Source organism: Arcobacter sp. CECT 8989 (genome assembly GCF_004116715.1).
Classification (GTDB): domain Bacteria; phylum Campylobacterota; class Campylobacteria; order Campylobacterales; family Arcobacteraceae; genus Halarcobacter.
In genome coordinates this window covers 1-24730 of the sequence record NZ_PDKE01000007.1, presented here as the reverse complement: position 1 = coordinate 24730, position 24730 = coordinate 1, and the positions used below count along the sequence as shown (strand labels likewise).

The window sequence follows — 24730 nt, the reverse complement described above, 5'->3', positions numbered from 1 at the left end:
GAGTATTTCTACCATACAATTTTATGGTTTGGAAATCAATACTCCACCAGCTGTTATCATTACACTTCCCGCTACAATATTAATTTTTCTTTTAGCACTTTTACTTTTAAATAGTTTTTTCGCACTATTTGCACTATATGCATAAGCTAAAAGTACTCCACTAAGTACTATCGTAACAAGAGTAGTAACAATAACAATATCAGAAATTGTCAATGTCTGTAAATTTATAAAAGTAGGTAGAAAACCTAAATAAAAGAAAATAACCTTTGGATTACTTAGTGTTATTAATAGACCTGCAATAAAGTTTTTCTTCCAAGGTAAACTTTTTATTTCTCTTATATTTGTTTCTTCTTCTTTTGTAGTTATTATTTTATATCCTAAATATAATAGGTACATACCTCCAATATATTTTACAATAATAAAAAAATCACCTAATATTGAAGCTATTGCACTTAATCCAAAAATAGCTAAAAGTAAAAAAACTATATCACCAATAACCATTCCAATTACTAAAAAAGAAGTATTTTTTAAACTTGAAGATAGAGCATTTGAAATAATTGCAAATAATCCAGGTCCAGGACTAAGTGCAAATAAAAACATTGCTCCAGAAAATGTTAATATATCAATTAATGACATATCTTCTCCTAATAAATACATTAATTGTATTTTTTATTTGTCTACTTTTTTAAATTTTGAGTAAAACTCTTCTTTGCTTCTTACAAACTTGTACTCACAATCATCTGTTGTGTATAAAACACCTTCTACCCAAACATCGTCAATTTGAATTTTAACTTTATCTTCTAAAACATAGTAGTTATTACCTTTGTAAGTATATTTATTGTTCACTTACTAATCCTTTTTAAAGAATCATAACATAAACATTTTGATTCTACTATTTTTTAGGATAAGTCATCTCTTCTGGTTTAACATATTTGTCAAACTCTTCTTCACTTAGAAGTTTTAACTTAATAGCTTCTTCTTTTAAAGTTGTTCCATTTTTATGAGCTGTTTTAGCTATAAGTGCAGCATTTTCATATCCAATATATGGATTAAGAGCTGTTACTAACATCAATGAATCATTTAGATATTTTTCTATGTTTTTCTTATTTGGCTCAATTCCTACAGCACATTTATCATTAAAGGCAAGCATAGTATCACTTAGAAGTTTGATTGATTGTAAGATATTATATGCAATCACAGGCTTAAATACATTTAGCTCAAAGTTACCTTGAGATGCACTAACTGAAACAGTTGTGTGATTTCCCATAACTTGGACAGCAACCATAGTCATAGCTTCACTTTGAGTAGGGTTTACTTTTCCTGGCATGATAGAACTTCCTGGCTCATTTTCAGGAATATTAAGCTCACCAATTCCACATCTAGGACCAGAAGCTAACCATCTAATATCATTTGCTATTTTCATAAGATTTGAAGCAAGGGCATTTAGAGCTCCACTTAATACTACTTCACCATCATGGGCAGTTAGGGCATGAAACTTATTTGGGTGAGATTTAAATTTATATTTTGTTTTTGTCTGTTTGTTTAATACTTTACAAACTCTTTGTGAAAACTCTGGATGTGAGTTAAGTCCCGTACCAACTGCTGTTCCACCAATTGCTAGTTCACAAATATATTTCATGCTATCATTGATCTGTTCTAAAGCTTTATCAAGCATATCAACATAGGCACTTAACTCTTGTCCTAAAGTAAGTGGAGTTGCATCTTGTAAGTGAGTTCTTCCTATTTTTACTATATTATTAAACTCTTTGCTTTTTTTCTTGAATGTCTTTTTTAAAGTTTTAATAGCTGGAATTAACTGTTTTTGCAGTTCAAGTACAAAAGAGATTCTCATTGCAGTAGGGTAGGTGTCATTTGAACTTTGTCCCTTGTTTACATCATCATTTGGATGTACAAGTTTTTCTTTTCTAAAATCACTTCCTAAAATCTCAGTAGCTCTGTTTGCAACTACTTCATTCATATTCATATTTGATTGAGTTCCAGAACCAGTTTGCCAAACTACAAGAGGAAAGTTTCCATTTAGTTTTCCTTTGATAACTTCATTGCAAGCTTGTTCTATAGCTTTACACTTTTTATCATCAAGTCTTTGAAGTTTGTTATTTACTATTGCACAAGCTTTTTTTAAAAAGCTAAAACCTTCTATAACTTCACTTGGCATTGTTTCATTTCCAATAGGAAAGTTTTCTATACTTCTTTGAGTTTGAGCAGCCCAATACTTATCGTTTGGTACTTGCATTTCTCCCATAGTATCTTTTTCAATTCTATAATTTTTCATCTACAATCCTTTTTCAAGATAAAGTTATTATATCATAGATTATCATCTAATTTTAATAATTAATATCAAAAAAGGTATAAAAAAAGAGAAGTGTTACAAAGTGAAGTATTCTTCACTTTGTAAGGAGTATTAGATAGTTCTCCATTTAGCTGGTCCAGTCGTATGAATAGATGTACCTTCTGTATCAACTGCAACAGTTACAGGCATATCTTTTACTTCAAACTCATAGATAGCTTCCATTCCCATTTCTTCAAATGCAAGAACTTTTGCATCTTTAATAGATTGAGAAATTAAGTATGCAGCACCACCAGTTGCAATTAAATACATAGATTTGTACTCTTTGATTAAATCAATAGTTGGTTGCTTTCTTTCTGCTTTACCAATCATACCCATGATTCCAATTTCCATCATGTCTTTAGTAAATTTATCCATTCTTGTAGATGTAGTTGGCCCTGCAGGTCCTACTTTTTCATCTCTTACTGGGTCAACTGGCCCAACATAGTAGATAAATCTGTCTTTTAAATCAACACCATTTGGAAGTGGTTTACCAGCATTTTTGTACTCAACGATTTTTTTGTGAGCAGCATCTCTTGCTGTTAAGATTTTTCCAGATAATAATAGAGTATCACCTGATTTGAATTGAGATAGGTTTTCTTTTGTTAAATCTTCAATATTTACTTTTTTAATTGTATCCATTGGTAATTCTAAGTCTGGCCAAATATCTAAATCTGGTTTTTCAAATTTAGCAGCACCATTTCCATCTAATTCGAAGTGAATGTGTCTAGTTGCAGCACAGTTAGGAATCATAGCAACTGGTAAAGAAGCCGCGTGACATGGGTAATCTAAGATTTTAACATCAAGAACAGTTGTTAATCCACCTAGACCTTGTGCACCAATACCAATTTTATTGATATCTTCATATAGTCTTAGTCTTAACTCTTCTAAAGCATTTTGAGGACCTCTTAGCTTTAGCTCATGGATATCAACGTGACCCATTAAAGCTTCTTTTGCAAGTAGCATTGATTTTTCTGGGTTTCCACCAATACCAATACCTAAGATACCAGGAGGACACCATCCTGCACCCATATTTCTTACATTTTCCATAACCCAGTCATAGATTGAGTCAGATGGATTTAATACAGCAAATTTAGATTTGTTTTCACTTCCTCCACCTTTAGCTGCAACTGTGATATCAATTTTATCAGAGTTTGCATCTACAGAGTAGTGGATTACTGCTGGAGTATTATTTTTAGTATTTTTTCTTTCACCTGCTGGGTCCGATACAACAGAATATCTTAATGTATTATCTGGGTCAGTATAACCTTTAGCAACACCTGCATTTAATACATCTTCTAAATCTCTTGAAATATCTAAATCAGCTTTTAAACCAACTTTGATGAAAATATTTACAGAACCAGTATCTTGACATAATGGTCTATGTCCCATTGCACACATTTTAGAGTTAATTAAAATTTGTCCAATTGCATTTTTTGCAGATTCAGACTCCTCTTTTTCGTATGCTTTAACCATTCCTTTTACAAAATCTTCTGGATGGTAAAAAGAGATGTATTGACAGGCATCTGCAATACTATCGATAATATCATTTTCAGTAATTTTTCCCATATTCTCAAAACCTTTTCATTAAATTTAAAATAGATTATATCGAATATGTGTTTATTAAAAAGAATAAAAAAGCAAATAAACTACCTTTCCCTAGGGGAAAAGTTACGCTTATTCACAAATTATTTATTTATATTTAGCTTTATTATGGTTTTTACACCAGTGTAGTCTTTGTCTTCGTAGTTATAAGTAGAGTTTTCCATTAGAATTTGACCGTGCATATGTTTTACAATAATCTCTTGACTCATATAAAGTCCAATTCCAGTGCCTTGTGCAGGTCCTTTTGTAGTAAAGTATGGTTCAAAGACATGTTCTAAAGTCTCTTTTTTTATTCCACCTGCATTATCTAATATTTCAATTATTAGTTGTTCATCTTTTTCAAAAGTTTTTATAAAAATAAGTTTTCTTTGTTCATTACTTATTTTTATAAGTTCATCCCTAGAGTTGTTTAAAATATTTATAAGTACTTGTACCAACTCTGTTTGTATTCCATAGATTTGAGTATCGCTAATATCCTTGATAACCTCTATTTGATGGTTTTTAAACTGTACTTTTATAAGATTAAATGTATTTTCAAAGGCTTCATCTATAGTAAACTCTTTCTTTACTTTATTAGTAGAAAAGAAATTTCTAAAATCATCAATTGTTTTAGACAGGTATTGAGTTGATTGATTTATATATTCTAGATTGTCACTAAACTCTTTATCACTTAAATCTCCAATCTCTCTTTTTAGTTTCATTCCTGTTGCTGCAGTTGAAATTAATGATAAAGGTTGTCTCCATTGGTGTGCAATATTTCCAATCATAGTACCAATGGCTGCCATCTTTGATTGTTGAGCTAAAATATTTTGTTGATTAGTTATCTCTTCTAGGTGTTCTTTTATTTGATTTCTATATTGTGAAAATCTTGTTTCTAGGAATTTTGAAATTCTAACTGATAATACAAGTAATAAAGTAGTTAATGATAAAGACAAAAATAGAAGTTTATAAAGGTCTTCTTCAAATCTTTTATCTAAAACTTCTTTTTGTATCTTAATAAGTTTATTTACATCTTCTTGGTAAAAGCCTATTCCCATAGCCCATTGCCAGTTTTGAACACCTCTTATATAGGTTGTTTTTGTAGCTTCTTTATTTGTAAGAGGTCTAATATGAGTATAGTCTAAATAGGCAGTTCCTTCTTTTCTTGCAATATTTATTATCTTTTCAATAGTTTTATATGCTTTTTTATCATAAATATCAACTGCATTTTTTCCTATTAGATGTTTGTTTTTATGTGCCAAATAGTTTGAGTTGTAATCAAGTATAAAAATATAGTTGTTATCACTAAATTGTTGATTTGCAATATATTGTAATACTTCTTTTTGAATATCACCTTCAAAGTCTTCTACATATTCACCAGTTCCTATATACCAGTCATATGGTTCAAATTTTTTATTGAAACCTATTTTTTCATATTGGTTTTTCATATCATTTGGTTTATGATAAGACCATTTTAGGAAGCTTTCATCTTTATTTTCAAGACTTTTAATGATGTTTCTAGTTAGATATTTGCCTTCACCATCTTTAAAGTTATAAAAGCTACTTCCTTCAAGATGTTTTGCTACAGGTAATAAAATACATTCATAATCAAAAGAATAGATAAAGAAATATCCTCTTCCTTCATTGAACCTAATATTTCTAATAGCATCTTTTATCATCTTTTGGACAACTTCTTTTTTTAGATGCTTATTTTCATTGTAAATATTCATAGCAATACTATGAGCTTCATTTACTCTTTGTTTTAGATTTTTCTTTAATTTAATCTCTGTTGTTTTTTGTTCTTCTAGAATAAATCTATAAATAGTATCAAGTTGATTTTTTACATCTGTTCTATTTCTTTGAACATACTCTTTTTCGATTAAATCTTTTTCTTCAATAAAAGCACTTTTGTAATTTATATATAAAGTAAGTGAGATAATAACAGATAAAGAGAGGATAAAAACAATGGGTCCATATTTAATTATATTTAAAATGAGTAGTTCATTTTTATTATTCATTTAACACCTTTTTCTACACGTGATTATATCTTAAATAATAAAAAGAAAAGTAAAATAAAAGAGCAAAAAAATGCTCTTTTATAATATATAATATTAAAATTTATCAGCTATTTCTTTAACAATTTTCCCTAGTTTTTCTATTGAACTAATTTCTACAGACTCTTTATTTGAATGAGGATTAAAAATATTTGGACCAATAGAAGCTAGTTTCATGTGAGGAAATTTATCTTTAAAAATAGCACACTCTAGACCTGCATGAATTGCTTCAAGTGAAGCAGAAGAATCATAAGTTTTATAAATATCTAAAACCTCATTTGTAAACTCATTTACATCAGGTTTCCATGCTGGGTATTTTCCATCAGTTTTAACTTCAAATCCAAAGTTCTCTAGTAGGGCTGTTGTCTCTTTTTTTATAGTTTCTAAGTTTTTATTATCCATTGATCTTGCACTTAGTTCTATATCAATAGAATCAATATTTGTAGTAATTTTTGCTAGATTTATTGAGTCTAAAACTACATTTAATTTTTCATCATAAGCTCTAACTCCATTTGCAAATGTACAAATGAAAGTAGTAATATCACTACTCCAAACATTAAAGTGTTCACTTTTAGTATCTATTTTATCTATACAAATGAAATCTTCATTAAAATTCTTTGGATAAGACTTAAAGGCTACTATTGCTTTTACATTTACGGGGATTGAATTTATTCTCTCACCTGCATTTATGTCTAATAATAAACCACTATTTTCTTTTACAAGTTCTCCAAATAGTTTAATTGCATTTGGTCTATTTTCATGGATATTTACTCCACTATGACCACCTGGAAGGTTTGAAATTTTCACTTCATATAGTTCATAATTATCACTATTTTTTATGATTTCTTTGTTAGAAGTTTTTCCAAAAATATCAACTCCACCTGCACATCCAATACAGATTTCACCTTCTTCTTCACTATCAATATTTAACATATATTTTGCGTTTAATTTATGCTCTAAATTGTTAGCCCCAATAAGACCAATCTCTTCATCACTTGTAAATAAAAACTCACAATCATAATCTTGTGACATAAGACTTAACATGTATGAACATCCAATTCCATTGTCTGCTCCAAGAGTAGAATTTTCTGCTTTAAAAAATCCATCTTCTTCAATAATTTTTGGAATATTATTGTCAATTAAACAAACAATATCATAGTGATTTTGAATACATAAAGTTGCTTTTGAATCTTGTTTTTTACATAAAATATTATTGTAATTATCTACTAAACATTCATAATTATACTTAGAAGAAAACTCCTTAACATAAGAGATAAAATCGTCATAATTTCCACTACATCTATTTAAGGCTGTTATCTCTTTAAAAATATCTATTACATTATTCATGTTATTAAACCTTTTTTTCTTTGGATTATATCAAATTGTATTGAATTTAAGATAATTTAAAAGTAGAAAAAAGCTTGATTTTAAGCTCTTTATAAACAGATTTTAATATGATAAAAATTATTAAAAATAGGGGAATATAAATGATAATTGATTATAAAGATGTGAATGATTTAAATAGGTATAAAATCATGTCAGATACTGTTGTTCCAAGACCAATTGCTTGGATAGTTACAGAGGATGAAGGAGTTGTAAATGCAGCACCATTTTCATATTTTATACCAATTTCAAGTAATCCAGCAACACTTATAGTTGCCATTGGACAAAAAGAAGAGGGCATTCCTAAAGATAGCTTAGCAAATATTTTAAAACATAAAAAAGCAACTATCTGTTTTGTAAACAAAGATAACGTTGATAAAGTTAAACTTAGTGCTAATATGTTAGATAAAGAGCAAAGTGAGATTAGTGAGTATGAAATTGAAGTAGAAAAGCCTTTAGAGGATTTTCCACCTATGATTAGTTCAACTCAAACAGCACTTTTCTGTGAGCTTTATGATGTAGTTAAATTACCTGGTAAAACTACTCCTTTAATCTTAGAGATTAAAAAACAGTATATCGAAGATGATAGAATAAATGAAAAATTCCATGTAAATGTAGAAAATGTAGGAAGAAGTGGAGTTTTCTTTAAAGCTATGGTTGATTTATAATTTAGTTAGAGCAAGGCTCTAACTAAACTTTTTTCCTTCAAAATTATTTTTACTTACACTATTTACTACTTCTTGTGCAATACTATTTGTTTCTTTAGCAATGCTATTTGTTGTATCAGCAATTGATGCATTTTCTTGTGTAAACTTATCAAGCTGTCCCATTGCATCAGCAATTTGTGACATTCCTATTGTTTGTTCTTTTGCTGCATTTGATACATCATCGATTAAAGCATTTGTATGTGTGATTTTTTCTTCTAATTGATTAAATCCTTCAATCATCCTACTACTAATCTCTTTACCATTTGTAGCTCTTGTAGTTGCAGATTCAACTAAGTCTTTAATCTCTTTTGCTGCTTCAGCAGACCTAGAGGCTAGATTTCTAACTTCTTGTGCAACAACGGCAAATCCTCTTCCTGCTTCACCAGCCGTAGCTGCTTCTACAGCTGCATTTAGTGAAAGAATATTTGTTTGGAAGGCAATTTGGTCAATAACTGTAATTGCTTCATTAATAGTATGTACAGTCTCATTTATTTCATCCATTGAATGAACAGTATTTGATGCTAACTCCTTACCTTGGTTTGCAGAGTTTTTAGTATCATTTGAGATTTTTAGCATCTCTTGTGCTTTTTGACTTGTACTTTCAATGTTGCTTGTAATCTCGTCAATAGAAGCAGCAGTCTCTTCTAAACTTGCAGCTTGTGATGTTGCATTACTACTTAATGTTTGAACACTTGCTGTTAATTCATTAGAGCTAGCTTGTAAGGAAATACCATCTCTTTGACTATCTTGAAGCATAGATATAATCATTCTATTCATCTCAATAAGCTCTTTACCTATTTTTCCAGAATCTTCTTCATTTAGTTTTGCAGTAAAATCCCTTTGCGTATATTTAGCTAAAACATCACTAATTTTATTTAAGTCTTTACCTACTAAACCTTCAAGATTATTAAGCATATCATTTAGTAGTGATTTTAATTCATTTAATGAGTCATTAGAAGTAGAAGAGTTAATTCTATCTTCTAAGTGTCCATCACTTACTTTATTTACAATTGATTTTAGATCAGATATTAGTCTGTTATCTTGATCTATTCCTTTTTTTACTTTCTCTATATTGGTATTAATATCTAGTGCCATTTGTCCAAATTCATCATTTGAAATTAAATCAATCTCTTTAGTAGAAGAACTCTCTTTATTTAAGTAGTTAAAAAATGATTTAAGACCAGAACTAATAAGGTTTAGATTTGATTTTAATTTTCTAATACTTAAGTAAATAACAGCTGCAATAATTAATAAACCAAATAAGGCTGCAATAATAGAAAAGTTTCTTAAGAAGATAGCTAAAGCTAGATACTCATCTTTAGGAGCTAAGATAACAAAGGTCCAATGATATCCTGTATTTCCTATTTCAAAGGCTTTTGCATAATAGTAAGACTCTTTTCCTGTATTTACAGACACCTTATCGAAAGAACTATCTTCACCCTTGTTTGATTTAGAAAGAAGAGTTTTATATTCAGTATCATTTTTAGTTACTTCAAGTATCTCTTTTCCTAAAAACTCTTTATTTGGATGTCCTAATACAATTCCATAGTGATCTAGTAAGAAAGTATAACCTGTTTCATAAACTTTTTTAGAAGAAGAAAGTTTTACGAAAGTATCTAGAGCAATTTCTGCTCCAATAACTCCAACATAGTTTCCATCTTTATAAAGAGGAATCCCAATTGTTGACATTAATACTTTTTTACCATCAATAGGATAAAGATAGGGTTTTGTTATAAATAGCTTTCCTGCTTCTTTGGGTCCTTTTATCCAACCATTCTCTTCATTGTAATCTGCTGATTGTTGAAGAACAACTTTTCCTTTTGCTCTTGTAACATAGGGAGAAAACTCTCCATCTTTTGTATACCAAGATTCAGGAGCATCTACTCCTTCTTGTTTGGGGTTAAAAAGAATTGTCTTATCTTTCATCCCCCACCAAATACCAAGAAGTTGCTCATTTTCACTTAAAATTGAGCTAAGCATTGCAATAGTCTCTTTTTCATGAAGTTTTTTATCATGATTAATTGCTTCTTGAAATTTAGATCTTAGTGCTTGAACAATTTTAACTGATAGATTTACTTCTCCTTCAACTTTTCCTGCAAAACTACTCGACATCTCTTTTACATACTCTTTTGCACTTGACTGGGCAGTTTCGTATGAATATTTAGCAATAAAGAAGATAGTAATTGCAAAAACTAGGATTGTAGTACCTAAAACTTGTAATAAAAGCTTATTTCCAAAGCTTCCTTTTTTTGAATCTTTATTTAACATAATACAACCTTTAAAATCATCTTAAATTATTATAACACTAAAAAGTATCATTTTGGTAGTAAAGTAACAAAAAAGTTAAAAATATTATAAAAAAATATCGAATAAATTATTTGTTGAAATTATTTCATAATGTTATAACAATTTGAGATAGTTTTAAGGTTTTTTATGTATAATTTCGACCCTCAAAAAATAAAACAGGAGAAAAATTGAGAATCACAATTTCAAATAATGAATTTAATGCACTACAAAAAATATTAGCTCAAAATGATATGACTTTATATAATAGAATCAATGAAGAGTTTCAAAAGTCAATGCAATCAAGAACAAAAAAGAAAATAAAAGCAACGGTAAAAGCAAATAATATAAAGAAAAAAAGAAGTAAAGAAGCTGTACAAAATGCTGTAAATATCTTAAGATTAGAAAATAAAAGTATCACTGTGTATAGTGTTGCAAAAACAGCAGAGATAAGCTATAACACTGCTAAAAAATATAAAGACTTCATTCAAGCTCAATAGAGCAAAAAAATCAAATAAATTATAGAATAAACCTCTTGTTTAGAGGTTTGTTTTTCTCTTTCAAAACATCATAATAATCTGAAATAAGGATAAAGGCTAGTAGGTTAGTTCCCCTAAATTTAGGGAAACTAAAAGGTTTTATTCAACTATTTGATGTAGTTTACTACATTTTGAAAGGTGTAAGTCCATTCCTGACATATCTTGAATGATATCTTCAAATGAATGGAAGTGTGCATCATAAACATAAACAAATATCTCATCACCTTTTTCTAAGAAGTGAGTTTTACCAAAGTCTGAATATGCTGTTGCACCAGCAGCTATTAAAAGACCTTTGTAGTTGTTTATATCTTTAATAAATGGTTTTAACTCTTCTAATGGTCCCATATCTTCTTGAGTATTGAATTTATCAATCATCCAGTCTTTTAACTGATTAAAGAAGTATGAGTATGATTTAACAGCACTAACTGTACCATAGTCTCTTAAGATACCATCTCTTCTAATAAAAGAAGCAATATGATATTTACTTAAAATACCATCTTCATCAAAGTTATCAACTTCGATTAAATCGTCGGCAATCCCTTTAGAGTTTGCTCCCCAGTTTTTCTTTGTACTAAGTTTGTTTCCATCTTGAATTCTATTTGAACAGTCATTAAATGCACCAAAAAGCTTTGGTTTAATATCTACTAACTTATCATTTTCATATACAAAATCACAAAGTAAGGCTACTTCAGCTTCAACTTGTAAATGTTCAATATCATTGTGGTTAATAACATCCGTACTAATCGGATATTCTCCTAAAAAGCTATCATGATTTGGAATATAAAAAGGAAAAAGTCCTTTTGGAGCATCTTTCTCTTTTGTTTCAATAACAGAAAATTCATCTGCCTCACCAGCTTCACCTAAGTGGTTTGCAAAGTTTCCTGCAACACCAAACCCTAAATAATCTTTTAACTCTTCTAAATTTGCTTGGTTTTTATTCATATTTGTACCTTTGTTTGTTAATAGTTGACAATAAGTTTTTATTAATTTGGATTGATTATTTAAGTGAGGGTATTTGTGAAGTTTACAGGGTAGTTATATTGTCTGATGTTCTACCTGGAAGTAAATCTTTCCTCACTGAACTTCATGAGTTTGACCTTGACTAATAGTTTCATTTTTTTGTCCTTAGTTAAAAATAGATAAGAAGATTACTCCTCTTATCTAAAAAGTTTAATTAAATTTATTTTCTAAATATTTCTATTAAGAAAAGAATCTTTTCTCAACGTCATCTAGTAATTTAGCACCAGAGTACTTAGCTCTTTGTACTAATTCCCAGAAGTATCTATATGTTGCTCTATCGTGTAACTCACCATCATATTGGATTGGTCCCCACTCAGCATCTTGTGCAGCTAAAAGAATATTTTGTGCAGCTTCTAACTCAGTAAAGTCTGGTTTCATTGCATCAACGATAGCTTGTACTTGTGTTGGGTAAATTGACCACATTCTCATGAATCCAAACTCGTTTCTAGCTCTTTCTGCATCTTTATAAGTTTGGTATGGGTTTTTAAGGTCCAATGTTACGTTATGACAAGGAATAACATGGTTTTGGATAGCAGCTTGTGCAACTCTTGCTTTAGCAGCTCCAATTAATCTGTGGTCAAATTGACCTGGGCTTCTCATGTTAATTGCTGGAATAGCACCTTGGTATCCTGATACAAAGTCCATTAAACCAAAGTCTAATACTTGTAGCCATGGTAATGTAGCGATTTTTTCTACATCTTGTAATGCACCATGAGTTTCAATTAAGATATGAATTGGAATCTCTCTTGTGATACCAGATTTTTTAGCTACTTCTTGAATATACTCAACTTGAGTTTTTACATCTTCATAAGAAGTTGATTTTGGTAATGTAATATACGCTAATTTTTCACCAGCACCTGGTACAAGAATATCAACATCTTGTCTCCAATCTGGATGAGAGAAATCGTGGATTCTAGTTCCAGCCATTGCATATGGGTTGTCTTCAGAGTTAACAACTCTAACAATCATTTCTGCATGCTCAACTTCTTTACCAGTCTCAGCTCCATCTTCACAATCACAAGTGATATCAAAAACAGGTCCAAGTTTTCTTTGCATATCAAAACCTTTTTTGATTAGCTTTTCGCTTCCTGCAAAGTGCTCACAAGTAGGAATAATCGGTAAAGATTTTCCAGATTCAAATAGTGCTTCATTAGGGTGTGTCATTTTATATCCTTTATATCAAGTTATATTTATTTTTTTGTTTTTTTCTTTGGGATTACAACAGTGTAATCTAAATCAAGTACTACATTTTTTAAGTACTTACCATCTTCACCTTTTGGTGATTCAATCTCTTCTGGTTTTTGATTTTTAACAGCAATTGTTCTTAATCTTAATAAACCAATATCATCTCTTTTATGATCAATAGTATCAATCACTTCCGTATATGCATAGATAGTATCACCTGCATATGTTGGGTTAGCATGAGCTCCAGAGTTAATAGCATACATCCATTGTGCATTTTGTAAACCATTAAATGAAATTGCTCTAGCCATAGAGATAACAATTCCACCATACATTAATCTCTCTCCCATAGGAGTAGATTTCATCATATGATCGTTGAAGTGAACCTTCGCATTGTTTTGGTATAACTTAGTTGCTAAAGTATGGTCACTATTATCAACTGTAATACCTTCTGGGTGATTTAGTCTTTCACCTTTTTCATAATCTTCAAAGAAGAAGTTTCCACCAGATGCGTTAGTATCAACACATTTGATCTCTGGAATATTGATTTCATCTAAAATAGGAGTTGACTCTTTAAACTCAGGAATCTCTTTGATACCAGTAGTTGTAGTTTTGTCCTTTTTATGAACCATAACCCATCTTTTGAAGTTAAGTACTTCTTCACCTTTTTGGTTTACACCAATTGAGTGAACGTAAACAACTCCAGATTTTCCATTTGAGTTTTCTTTTAATCCGATAACTGTTGAAGTCATTGAAACTGTATCCCCAATGTAAACTGGATTTGGGAATGAAATCTCTGCATAACCTAAGTTAGCAATGGCATTTAATGAAATATCTTGCACTGACTTACCAAAAGTCAAGTGAAAGTTTAAAGTATCATCAATAGGTCTTTTTTCATATCCCATCTCTTGTGCTACTAGATCTGAAGAGTGTAAAGCAAATCTAGAACCAGTGAAAGCGATGTATAAAGATATATCTCCTTCACTTACTGTTCTAGGAAGAGGGTGTACTATTTTTTGTCCTATAGAAAAATCTTCAAAAAAGTTTCCCATATTTATCTTATTAGACACTTACTTCTCCTTATTTACCAAATAGGTTTTGACCTAATGATTTATATGTCTCATAAAGAGTAATCATTTTTCTAGCCCATTTAATTCTAGAACCATCAACAAGCTTGTTGTTGTGCATAATTACTTCTTTACCTTGTTTTTTAGCTTCTTCATATTCATTAATCATTGCTTCATAATCTTCAACTTCTTTTTGTTTAGGAGTAAAGATATCATTGATATACTCAATTTGAACTGGGTGAATCAGTGATTTACCATCAAACCCTAAGTTAAACGCATCTTTAGTTGAATCTTCACAAGCAAACTCATCATGAACATCAAAGTGTGGTCCATCAATAACAGTTTTACCATATGCTTTTGCAGCAAGTGCAATTTGCGATAGGTAGTTAAACATTGCTTTTGAACCTTTTTTGATATCAATATGAAGTCTGTTAGCTAACTTATTTGAACCAACAACTACAACTTCAACTCTTGGACTTGCTGCACAAATCTCTTGGATATTTAGTACAGATAGTGGAGTTTCAATCATAATCATTAATGTTAACTCAGGGTTAACTTCATCAATTAATTTAACTGCTTCTAGTACATCTTCTTTAGTATCAATTTTAGAGAACAGTAAAGCATCAAGCTCAATCTCTTTTGCTAATTCTAAATCTTTTTGTAAATCTTCACTTCCTAGGTTATTGATTCTTAGAATTCTTTCAGACTCACCGAATTTACAACCTTGGTTTTTATAAACATCTCTAACAACTTCTCTACCAACTTCTCTTTGCTCATGTAAGATAGCCTCAAGGTCGAATATAACGCTGTCCGCAAGTACAGATTTAGCTTTTTCTACGTTATGTTTATTGTATGACGGTACGAATAACATAGATCTTCTAGCTTTATATTCAATTACTTCTTCACCTCTTGCATGTGCACTTTCAAGCTCATGTAGATTTTTTACAAGTTGTTTTCTAAGAACTTTACCATTCTTAGTTCTTGGATAATCAGCCATTGCAAAGATTTTCTTTGGTGCTTTGTATTTAGCAAGATTATCTTGAGAGAATTTAAGAACCTCTTCTTGTTGAGCTTCAGTTAATTCTTCATGTCCAATTACAGCAATCGCCACTAATGTTTTATCTTTAGCTAAGTCAAATCCAAATGCTACACAATCTGCTACTAAAGGATGAGTTTTTACAACTCTTTCAACTTCGTGTGGTGATACTCTAAATCCAAATGTGTTGATAATATCATCTTTTCTACCAATGAACCAGATATAACCATCTTTATCTCTCTTTGCATAATCTCCTGTAAAGAAGTATCCATCATGCTTAGCTTTAGATGTTTCATCTTCAAGTTGCCAGTACTCTAAGAATAGACCTGGATCATCAATACCGATACAAATCATACCTTCTTCTTCAACACCAACTTCTTCTAATGTATCTGGGTCAAGTAGTTTAACTGTGTGACCTGGTTGAACAAATCCAGCAGACCCTGGTCTAATTGGATTATTTACAGAGTGAGAAATATAGTATGAACACTCAGACATACCAATTGCTTCAAAGATATCTTGTTTAAATCTATCTCTCCATAATTCAATCATCTCAGTTGAAAGGTGCTCACCAGCAGACATACAATATCTTAATGATGGACAATCTTCAATTGTGAAGTCAGTCTTTTGAATGATTTGTCTATAAATCGTTGGAACACCAATGAAAATAGTACATTTATGTTTTTTGATTAAATCAACCCAAGTTCCAGCGTCATTTGCACCTTCATATGCAATAACAGTGTGTCCATTGAATAATGGATCCATTAATGCTGAACCTAATACATATGTCCAGTTGAACTTACCAGAGTGCATGATTCTATCATTCTCTTTAAAGTTAAACCAATATTCAGTAGCAGGAGTTCTTCCAACTAGTGATCTATGTGAGTGTAATACACCTTTAGGGAAACCAGTTGTTCCCGATGTATATACTAAATATGCAGGCTCACCAGCTTTTGAGTTATAGTGATTAGGCGTTTTATCTGTATCTTTTAAGATTTCATTTAACGCGTAAACATTAATTCCCTTAGGCTTTTTTAAATCTTCAACACTATCAGTTGCAGCAACGATAATTGTTTTTAAGTTATCACAGTTTTCTAAATATGGAACAAGGTTCTCATACATAGAAGCTGATAATACAATTGCACTTGCTTGTGAATCTTCTGCTAAATATTTAACTTCTGAACCACTTAAAAGTGTAGATGTAGGTACAGCGATAATACCTGCTTTAATTGCTCCAAAAAATGAAATTGGGTATGCTAAAGAGTTTTTTAAACAAACTAAAACTCTATCTCTTGCACCAATTCCAATAGATGTAAGGAAGTTACAAACTTGGTCAGATTTTTCTGATAAATCTTTATAAGTTATCTCATCAGTCCCTAATTTATCATCTTCGATAATCATTGCTGTATTATTTTCATTCTTTGTACCAAGGTGTGCAGATGTACAAGCAACACCAATATTTAAAAATTCTGGTACTTCGATTTCAATAGTTGAACTCATTTTTGACTTCCTTTCTTAGATTAGACCGTATGGCCAGTTTTCTTTAAATGTGTGTAAAGGCATTCTATTTAATACATTTACTGCAAATGCTTCATCTTCTTTAGAAAGACTATTTAATGCATAAGCTCTTAATAGGTTCTGTAAAGATTTACCAAACATTGGTGGATCTAACATTTCACCTTTGTATCTAATTGCACCAGATAATAGTGCATCAGCTTTAATAGCTTCTTGTAAAATATCAACATCTTTTGCAATCTCATTTGGAGATGGAGTAAATGCAACTTTACAAACATTAATGTGATTTGGAGTAATAACTTGTTTACCTGTTAATCCCATTGCTGTTTCTCTTTTAGCGTGAGCATAAACATGTCTTGATGCATCATCACCATGTAAATCTAACCATCTTCTGATATCTTTTTTCTCAACACATGAATCTGGTAAAGAGTTTGGTGTTAATAATACTTCAACCCCACCAATAACTCCTTTACCTTTAACTCTTGCTTCCATAGTAAGAATATTAAAGAAAGTTTCTAACTCATCAATCCATCCCTCAGGAGTGATTTTATAAGCCATAGCTTTAGAGAAATCGTGAATACCAAATACTACGTGTTTAACTGTAGAGTGGCTCATTAATTTATCTGCAATTTGTAAAGATTTTGGGTGCTCAATAATTGGTTGAATTTGTAAATTACTTCCAATTGAAACTAACCATGAAGATAAGTCTCTAATCTCTGCATCTCCATATACTTCTCCAGCTTTTGCTAAAACGATTGCATCAATATACTTGTGCACTTGCTTTAACATTTTTAAATCCTCTTCATACTCATCTGTTCTGAATGGATTAATTCTAATAGCTATTTGGAAATCTCTCTCTGGGAATTTTGGTAATTCTTCGATTAAAAGTTTTCTTGACATAGCTTTTTGTCTACAACCATCTTCAAGGTCAAATAAAACAGTGTGAGCTTTTGTTTTGTAAGCATGCTTTTGTAATCTAAGCTTTGCTTGCTCCATTGTTTCATAGCTTCCATCTAATGGATTGAATTTAATTGGCGGATAATATATTTGAATTCCTGGCCAGTGTCCACCTAACACAGGAGTTAAATCATCATTTGCTGTTAGTTTTGATAAATCTACAACTGATGCAGTCATGATAGTACCTCTTCTTTTTTATTTTATTGAAGAATTTTCAATAATTTTTCAGACTATTTATTCTTCTGACACTGAAATTAATCCATACATTTCATAAGTGAAACCAAAAGAATTAAACTAGTTATTTATTTTAAGCAAAAAATAATAATTTGTCAATAGCCCATGAAATAGGCTTATTAGAATATGTTCAGAAAAAAGTTGCATATAGTGAGAAAATTTAAAAAAGTTGTCACAGATAGTAAAATATTTTTTTCAAAATTTGTTACCTAAAATGTAACGAAAATATATATTTGGTGACATTTTCCTACTTTTAAATACAAAAATGCTAATATAACAGCCTTAATAGAAATGACTAGGAGTAGAGTTGGTACAAAACAATCGAAATAAATCTTTGTCAAGAGGACTTAGAATTTTAAAAGAGATTATGATTGCCACTAAACCTTTAACTGCAAATACATTATGTCAAAAACTTGTTATTGATAAAAGTACAATGTCAAGACTTATTACAACACTAATAGATGAAGAGTTTATAGAGTATAAAGATAATACTAAAGAGATAATTTTAAGTGACTTCATGCAAAATATTTTAGAAGATGAAGATAGAGATAGAATTGTAGAGAAAACAAAAGCAATCTTAGAAGAGATTCACGAGGTTTCAAATGAGTGTGCATACGTGGGTGTATTAGAAGAAGGTGCTGTTTTATATTTAAATCAAGTAGATAACTCAAATAGAGTACTTAAAACTAGAAACTCTATTGGATTAAAAACTCCACTTCATACAAATGGCTTTGGTAAGATTTTATTAGCCTTTTCAGATATAGAAATAAAAAACTTGAAGTTAAAAAAACATACAAGTAATACAATAACTTCTACAACAAAACTTCAAAAAGAGTTAGAATTAATTCAAGAAAGAGGTTATGCAATAGGAAATGAAGAACATGAGTTTGGATTACGGTCTGTTGCAGTACCATATTTTAATAAGAAAAATAAACTAATTGCAACAATTGGTGTATCTGGACTTTCTGTAAGACTTGATTTAGAGACGCTACATAAAATAGGTCAAGAGATATTTTTAATAGTAAACAAGCATAATATCTAAATAGATACTATGCTTAAGAAGGAACTTCTAAAGAATTGTTCCTTTGTTGTTTGATAAATATTCATGTGCTAAGTAAGAACTTCTAGCGTATGGTGTAGAGTGTACAAAAGAGAACCCTAACTCTTTTGCAAGTTTTTTATATCTATCGAATTGATCAGGGTGAACAAACTCTTTTACTTTTGCATAATCACCACTTGGTGCTAAATATTGACCAATACTTAAAAACTCACAGCCAACTTCTCTTAGGTCTTTAAATACTTGAACCATCTCTTCTTCTGTTTCTCCAAGACCAACCATTAATGCAGATTTAGTTTTTATTTTATTACCACCAAGCTCTTTTAATCTTCTAAGAACATCAAGTGATCTTTGATATGTTGAACCTTTTCTAATTTTATACATTGATGGAACTGTTTCAATATTATGTCCAATAATCACAGCACCTGAGTCAACAACTTTTTGTAAAGATTCATCTTTTGCTTGAAAATCAGGGATAAGTATTTCAACTTGAGTATCTTCTGTATTTTTTAATATACTTTGTGTAACTTCATAAAAGTGATTTGCTCCACCATCTTTTAAATCATCTCTTGCAGGACTAGTAATAACTACAAATTTTAATCCTAACTTTTGAACAGATAGTGTAATCTTTTCTACTTCTTCTTGATTTACGTAACCATTAGGGTTTCCTGTTTTTACATTACAGTATTGACATCTTCTAGTACATAAGTCACCTAAAATCATAAATGTTGCATTTTTCTTTGCATAACACTCTGAAATATTTGGACACTTTGCTTCTTGGCAAATTGTATGTAATCCATGTTCTCCAAGTAAGGCTTCCATCTCTTTTTGTGCATGTGGTACAAGTTTTTTTCTTAACCATTCTGGTTTTTTGAAATCAACTTTTTTTCTTGGTGTAAGTTTATTTTCTGCTATAGTCATATTTATCCTTTAGTAGCTGATTTTTTTTAGCAATCTCTTCTTCTGTTAATTCACTATGTTCTAATTCAACATTAAATGTCTCATTAAATGCTTCGATTAGTAACACACATGCCTTATCAAATTCTAAATTTATGTCAAAATCTTCTAATGTTGTACCTATTTTCTCATCATACTTATCGTTTAGACTCTTTAATGGTATTGAACCATGTTGAAATATCGCTTTTTTGGTTCTTCTTTGTGCATTACCGCCAACTTTTTTTCCGTTTACAATAATGTCATATGCTTCAAAACCTACTTGACAAAATTCACTTTTTGATAAATCAATCTCTTCAATATCTTTAGCGTATCTTGCATCTAAGTTTAATTTTTTGTAAAAATTTATAATAAACCTACAAATGAACTCATAAGATTCTTTTATATTTAAACCCTCTAAAAGATTAACAGGTATAACTAATGAGTATGAAACATCATGTCCATGAAATAATACTCCACCACCTGTAATTCTTTTGGCATAGTTTTCGTTATATTCATCTTTAAAGCTGTACATCTCAAAGTCTTGAGAAATACCAATAGTAAAGGATTTATCCCAATAATAAACCCTTAGTATTGGCAAGTTATTTTCTTTGTAACATGATAGTAATGCATCATCACTTGCCATGTTATTTTTTGCACTTGCTTTTGCCGATTTAATTACTCTAAATTTACTTTTTTTATCTTTCATATATAAAGTCAACCAAAAAATTTATTTAAAAAGTCATAAAAAAATAGGTAAATTTTCTGACTCTTTTTTCCATTATATTTCTTTTTTTTATCATAAAACTTAAGTGAATAGTACTAAAAATTTGATTAAGTAAAAATTAAAAATATTAAAGTATCATATGTTCATAATTCGACTTGACGGTACGAATAGCTACACAATTTTTACACAATGAACATATGTTCATTCAAAAACACTAGTAAATCTAGTAAATTCTTTACAAGGAAACGCAAATGTCAGATTTAAACTTAAATGATATTGATCCGGCTGAAACACAAGAGTGGATAGAGGCCTTAGATGCAGTATTAGAAACAGAAGGACCTAGAAGAGCACATTATCTTTTAGAAAAACTAATTGATAAAGCTAGAAGAAAAGGAACTTACTTACCTTTTAAGGCAACTACAGCATATTTAAATAGTATTGATGTAAACGATGAACCTAAAATGCCAGGTGATAGAGATATTGAAAAGAAAATCAGATCTGCTATTAGATGGAATGCAGCAATGATGGTACAAAGAGCATCTAAAAAGAACTTAGAGCTTGGTGGACACATCGCATCTTTCCAATCATCTGCTACATTATATGATGTTGGATTCAATCACTTCTTTAGAGCACCAAATGAAAAAGATGGTGGAGATTTAATTTTTTATCAAGGACATATTGCTCCTGGTATTTATGCAAGATCTTTTGTTGAGGGAAGAATTTCTCAAGAACAAATGGATAACTTCAGACAAGAAGCATTAGAAGATGGATTATCTTCATACCCACACCCAAAACTTATGCCTGAGTATTGGCAGTTCCCAACAGTATCAATGGGTCTTGGACCAATTCAAGCAATTTATCAAGCAAGATTCTTAAAATACTTAACAGATAGAGGAATCAAAGATTGTTCTGAGCAAAAAGTATATTGTTATATGGGTGATGGTGAGTGTGATGAGCCAGAATCATTAGGTGCAATTGGACTTGCAGGTAGAGAAGGACTAGATAACTTAGTATTCGTTATTAACTGTAACTTACAAAGACTTGATGGTCCAGTAAGAGGAAACGGTAAAATCATTCAAGAGCTTGAAGGTAACTTCAGAGGAAATGGATGGAGAGTAGTTAAAGTAATCTGGGGAAGACACTGGGATGAACTATTAAGAAAAGATACATCTGGAAAACTTCTTCAACTTATGGAAGAGACTGTTGATGGTGAGTACCAAAACTTTAAACAAAAAGGTGGAGCTTACACAAGAGAGAACTTCTTTAATAAATATCCAGAAACTGCAAAATTAGTTGAAAATATGTCTGATGCTGAAATTTTTGCATTAAACAGAGGTGGACATGACCCATTAAAAGTTTATGCAGCATATAAAGCAGCAATGGAAACTAAAGATAGACCAACTGTAATCCTAGCAAAAACTGTAAAAGGTTATGGAATGGGTGAAGCAGCAGAAGGTAAAAATATTGCTCACGGTGTTAAAAAAGTTGACACTGATTCATTAAAACAATTTAGAGATAGATTCAGAATTCCAGTTTCTGATGAAGATTTAGAGAACTACCCATATTATACATTTGCTGAAGATTCAGAAGAAATGAAATATATGAAAGAAAGAAGAGCTGAATTACATGGAGCACTTCCTCAAAGAAGACCAAAATTCTCTGAAAAACTTGAAATTCCTGCTTTAGATAAATTCAAAGCTGTATTAGACGGAAGTGGAGATAGAGAAATTTCTACAACTATGGCATTCGTAAGAATCTTAAATGTATTAGTTAAAGATAAGAAAATTGGAAAAAGAGTTGTTCCAATCGTTCCAGATGAAGCTAGAACATTTGGTATGGAAGGTATGTTTAGACAATTAGGTATCTACTCTTCAGAAGGTCAAAGATATATCCCTCAAGATAGAGATCAAGTTGCATACTATAAAGAAGATAAAAAAGGTCAAGTACTTCAAGAAGGTATTAATGAGCTTGGTGCTATGGGTTCTTGGATTGCAGCAGCAACTTCATACTCTGTAAATGATTGTCCAATGATTCCATTCTATATCTTCTACTCAATGTTTGGATTCCAAAGAACAGGTGATATTACTTGGGCAGCTGGTGACCAAATGGCTAGAGGTTTCTTAGTTGGTGGAACATCAGGTAGAACTACATTAAATGGTGAAGGTTTACAACACGAAGATGGACATTCACATATCATTGCTAATACAGTACCTAACTGTGTATCTTATGACCCAACATTTGGATATGAGCTTGCAGTTATCGTTCAAAAAGGTATTGAAAGAATGTATGGTGAAAACCAAGAAGATGTATTCTATTACTTAACAACATTAAATGAGAACTACAAACAACCTGCAATGCCAGAAGGTGTTGAAGAAGGAATTTTAAGAGGTATCTATAAGTTTAAAACTGTTGATGCTAAAGAGAACTTCAAAGTTAAATTATTAGGTTCTGGTTCAATTTTCCAACAAGTATTAGCAGCAGCTGATATTTTAGCAAATGAGTATGGAATTGCTTCAGATATCTACTCTGCTACTTCTTATAATGAATTAACAAGAGAAGCACAAGACGTTGAAAGAAGAAACTTCTTAAATGTTGATGCTGAAGATGAGATTGCATATGTTGATCAAGTTCTTGGAAGTGATGATGAAAACATTATTATCTCTGCAACTGATTACATGAAATCATACTCTGAGCAAATTGCTCCATTTGTAAAAGGAACATTTAAAGCATTAGGAACTGATGGATTTGGTAGATCAGATAGTAGAGCGAACTTAAGAACGTTCTTCGAAGTTGATACTAACTATATTGTATTTACTACATTAGCACAATTAGCTAAATTAGGTAAAGTTGAAAAATCAGTTGTTACTGAAGCAATGAAAAAATACAATATTGATGCAAATAAACTAAACCCACTAAAAGCATAAGGAGTAAAAGATGAGTACTTTAGTAGATATTTTTATTCCTGATTTAGGAGCAGACAAAGACGTTGATTTAATTGAAATCATGGTTGAAGTTGGTGAAACTGTAGAAGTTGAAGATGGTCTTATTACTTTAGAGACTGAAAAAGCTTCTATGGATGTTCCTACAACTCATGCAGGTGTTATTAAAGAAATTCTTGTAAAAGTTGGAGATAAAGTAAACTCTGGTGATTTAATCGCTAGAGTTGAAGTTGAAGAAGAGGGTGCAACTGAAGAAAAAGTTGAAGAAACTCCAGCCGCTCCTGCACAAGAACAAAAAACAGAAGAAGTTGCAGCAACTCCTGCAGCTGATTCATCTGAACCAATGGGATTAGAAGCAGCAGAAGCTGAATTAAAAGCTATTTCAGCAGCTGGTGCAGAAATCTCTTGTCAATTTGTAAACGAGCAAACTATTTGTTCTGTAGTTGAAGAAGTTCATGTACCAGATTTAGGTGCAGATAAAGATGTTGATTTAATTGATGTAATGGTTTCAGTTGGTGATACAGTAGAGTTTGAAGACGGTCTTATTACTTTAGAGACTGAAAAAGCTTCTATGGATGTACCAGCTCCATTTGCAGGTGAGATTATTGAACTATCAGTAGAAGCTGGAATGAAAGTAAATTCTGGTGATTTAATTGCAAAAATGGTTAAAACTGTAGTTATGGAATCAAAAGTTCCAACTCCAGCTAAAAAAGAAGAACCAGTTAAAAAAGAAGAGCCAAAGAAAACTACAACTGTTCAAGAAGTTGCAGCAGTAAGTGCACCTGAAGCTACATCTGTATTAACTGAAAAAGCTAAGAAAATCTATGCTTCTCCTTCTGTTAGAAAAGTTGCAAGAGAGTTTGGTGTTGACTTAGGTTTTGTAAAAGGAACTGGTAGAAAAGGAAGAATCCTTAAAGACGACATTAAAGCTTATGTAAAAGAGCAATTATCTAAACCAGCAGTAGCAGCTGCAGGAACTGGAACAGGTCTTGGATTTAACTTCCCTGAGCTTAAAGAGATTGATTTCTCACAATTTGGTGAAATTGAAACTGTTGAGCTTAGTAGAATTCAAAAGATTTCTGGACCATCATTACATAGAAACTGGGTTTCAATGCCTCACGTTACTCAATTTGATGAATCAGATATTACTGAGATGGAAAGCTTTAGAA

Annotated in this window: 19 protein-coding genes; 5 read left to right on the top strand and 14 right to left on the bottom strand. The window is 30.8% G+C overall.

Annotation, left to right across the window (positions count from 1 at the left end; genetic code table 11):
* Window positions 1–21: 21 nt before the first annotated feature.
* From CRV02_RS07895 to CRV02_RS07870, 6 genes are all read right to left on the bottom strand, one after another.
* Window positions 22–636 carry a LysE family translocator gene (locus tag CRV02_RS07895; RefSeq protein ID WP_129089867.1) on the bottom strand — a complete coding sequence of 205 codons (615 nt, stop codon included), beginning with the start codon at window positions 634–636 and terminating at the stop codon, window positions 22–24.
* A gap of 33 nt (window positions 637–669) precedes the next feature.
* Window positions 670–846 carry a DUF1653 domain-containing protein gene (locus tag CRV02_RS07890; RefSeq protein WP_129089866.1) on the bottom strand — a complete coding sequence of 59 codons (177 nt, stop codon included), beginning with the start codon at window positions 844–846 and terminating at the stop codon, window positions 670–672.
* Between the two features lie 46 nt (window positions 847–892).
* Window positions 893–2293 carry a class II fumarate hydratase gene (gene fumC, locus CRV02_RS07885; protein WP_129089865.1) on the bottom strand — a complete coding sequence of 467 codons (1401 nt, stop codon included), beginning with the start codon at window positions 2291–2293 and terminating at the stop codon, window positions 893–895.
* A 129-nt stretch (window positions 2294–2422) separates the two neighbouring features.
* On the bottom strand, window positions 2423–3916 hold the full coding sequence (locus tag CRV02_RS07880) for a fumarate hydratase (protein WP_129089864.1): 1494 nt from the start codon (window positions 3914–3916) through the stop codon (window positions 2423–2425).
* 119 nt (window positions 3917–4035) lie between these two features.
* On the bottom strand, window positions 4036–5949 hold the full coding sequence (locus CRV02_RS07875) for a cache domain-containing protein (protein WP_129089863.1): 1914 nt from the start codon (window positions 5947–5949) through the stop codon (window positions 4036–4038).
* Window positions 5950–6042: 93 nt separating this feature from the next.
* Window positions 6043–7332: a M20/M25/M40 family metallo-hydrolase gene (locus tag CRV02_RS07870; protein ID WP_129089862.1), complete on the bottom strand. Its 1290-nt coding sequence runs from the start codon at window positions 7330–7332 to the stop codon at window positions 6043–6045.
* Between the two features lie 140 nt (window positions 7333–7472).
* Between CRV02_RS07870 and CRV02_RS07865 the strand changes: the two genes are divergently transcribed.
* Window positions 7473–8036, top strand: coding sequence for a flavin reductase family protein (locus CRV02_RS07865; RefSeq protein WP_129089861.1), 564 nt, complete (start codon window positions 7473–7475; stop codon window positions 8034–8036).
* A gap of 18 nt (window positions 8037–8054) precedes the next feature.
* Here CRV02_RS07865 and CRV02_RS07860 read toward each other — a convergent pair whose 3' ends face one another.
* Window positions 8055–10343, bottom strand: coding sequence for a methyl-accepting chemotaxis protein (locus CRV02_RS07860; protein ID WP_129089860.1), 2289 nt, complete (start codon window positions 10341–10343; stop codon window positions 8055–8057).
* Between the two features lie 206 nt (window positions 10344–10549).
* Here CRV02_RS07860 and CRV02_RS07855 point away from each other — a divergent pair, with 206 nt between their 5' ends.
* Window positions 10550–10858, top strand: coding sequence for a hypothetical protein (locus CRV02_RS07855; RefSeq protein ID WP_129085109.1), 309 nt, complete (start codon window positions 10550–10552; stop codon window positions 10856–10858).
* A 138-nt stretch (window positions 10859–10996) separates the two neighbouring features.
* On the opposite strand, the gene CRV02_RS07850 is transcribed toward CRV02_RS07855, so the two are convergent.
* The 5 genes from CRV02_RS07850 to CRV02_RS07830 form a co-directional block, all read right to left on the bottom strand.
* Window positions 10997–11839, bottom strand: coding sequence for a DUF5718 family protein (locus tag CRV02_RS07850; RefSeq protein WP_129085108.1), 843 nt, complete (start codon window positions 11837–11839; stop codon window positions 10997–10999).
* Between the two features lie 258 nt (window positions 11840–12097).
* Window positions 12098–13081, bottom strand: coding sequence for a CoA ester lyase (locus CRV02_RS07845; RefSeq protein WP_129089859.1), 984 nt, complete (start codon window positions 13079–13081; stop codon window positions 12098–12100).
* A 26-nt stretch (window positions 13082–13107) separates the two neighbouring features.
* Window positions 13108–14169 (bottom strand): MaoC family dehydratase, encoded by a 1062-nt coding sequence (locus tag CRV02_RS07840; protein WP_258239258.1) that lies wholly within the window; start codon window positions 14167–14169, stop codon window positions 13108–13110.
* A 10-nt stretch (window positions 14170–14179) separates the two neighbouring features.
* Window positions 14180–16699 carry an aldolase/citrate lyase family protein gene (locus tag CRV02_RS07835; RefSeq protein ID WP_129089858.1) on the bottom strand — a complete coding sequence of 840 codons (2520 nt, stop codon included), beginning with the start codon at window positions 16697–16699 and terminating at the stop codon, window positions 14180–14182.
* 15 nt (window positions 16700–16714) lie between these two features.
* Complete coding sequence (locus tag CRV02_RS07830; protein WP_129085105.1) at window positions 16715–17848, bottom strand: CoA ester lyase; 1134 nt, start codon at window positions 17846–17848, stop codon at window positions 16715–16717.
* Window positions 17849–18212: 364 nt separating this feature from the next.
* Between CRV02_RS07830 and CRV02_RS07825 the strand changes: the two genes are divergently transcribed.
* The gene (locus CRV02_RS07825) at window positions 18213–18947 is read left to right on the top strand and encodes an IclR family transcriptional regulator (protein WP_129089857.1); all 735 of its coding nucleotides are present in this window, start codon (window positions 18213–18215) and stop codon (window positions 18945–18947) included.
* A gap of 27 nt (window positions 18948–18974) precedes the next feature.
* Here CRV02_RS07825 and lipA read toward each other — a convergent pair whose 3' ends face one another.
* Window positions 18975–19883 (bottom strand): lipoyl synthase, encoded by a 909-nt coding sequence (gene lipA, locus CRV02_RS07820; protein WP_129089856.1) that lies wholly within the window; start codon window positions 19881–19883, stop codon window positions 18975–18977.
* Window positions 19864–20604 carry a biotin/lipoate A/B protein ligase family protein gene (locus CRV02_RS07815; protein WP_129089855.1) on the bottom strand — a complete coding sequence of 247 codons (741 nt, stop codon included), beginning with the start codon at window positions 20602–20604 and terminating at the stop codon, window positions 19864–19866. The genes lipA and CRV02_RS07815 overlap by 20 nt, the downstream gene beginning before the upstream one ends.
* Window positions 20605–20873: 269 nt before the next feature.
* Here CRV02_RS07815 and aceE point away from each other — a divergent pair, with 269 nt between their 5' ends.
* A complete protein-coding gene (gene aceE / locus CRV02_RS07810; protein ID WP_129089854.1) occupies window positions 20874–23546 on the top strand; it encodes a pyruvate dehydrogenase (acetyl-transferring), homodimeric type in 2673 nt (890 codons plus the stop codon).
* A 10-nt stretch (window positions 23547–23556) separates the two neighbouring features.
* On the top strand, window positions 23557–24730 hold a 1174-nt coding region (locus CRV02_RS07805), incomplete at its 3' end, for a biotin/lipoyl-containing protein (protein WP_129089853.1).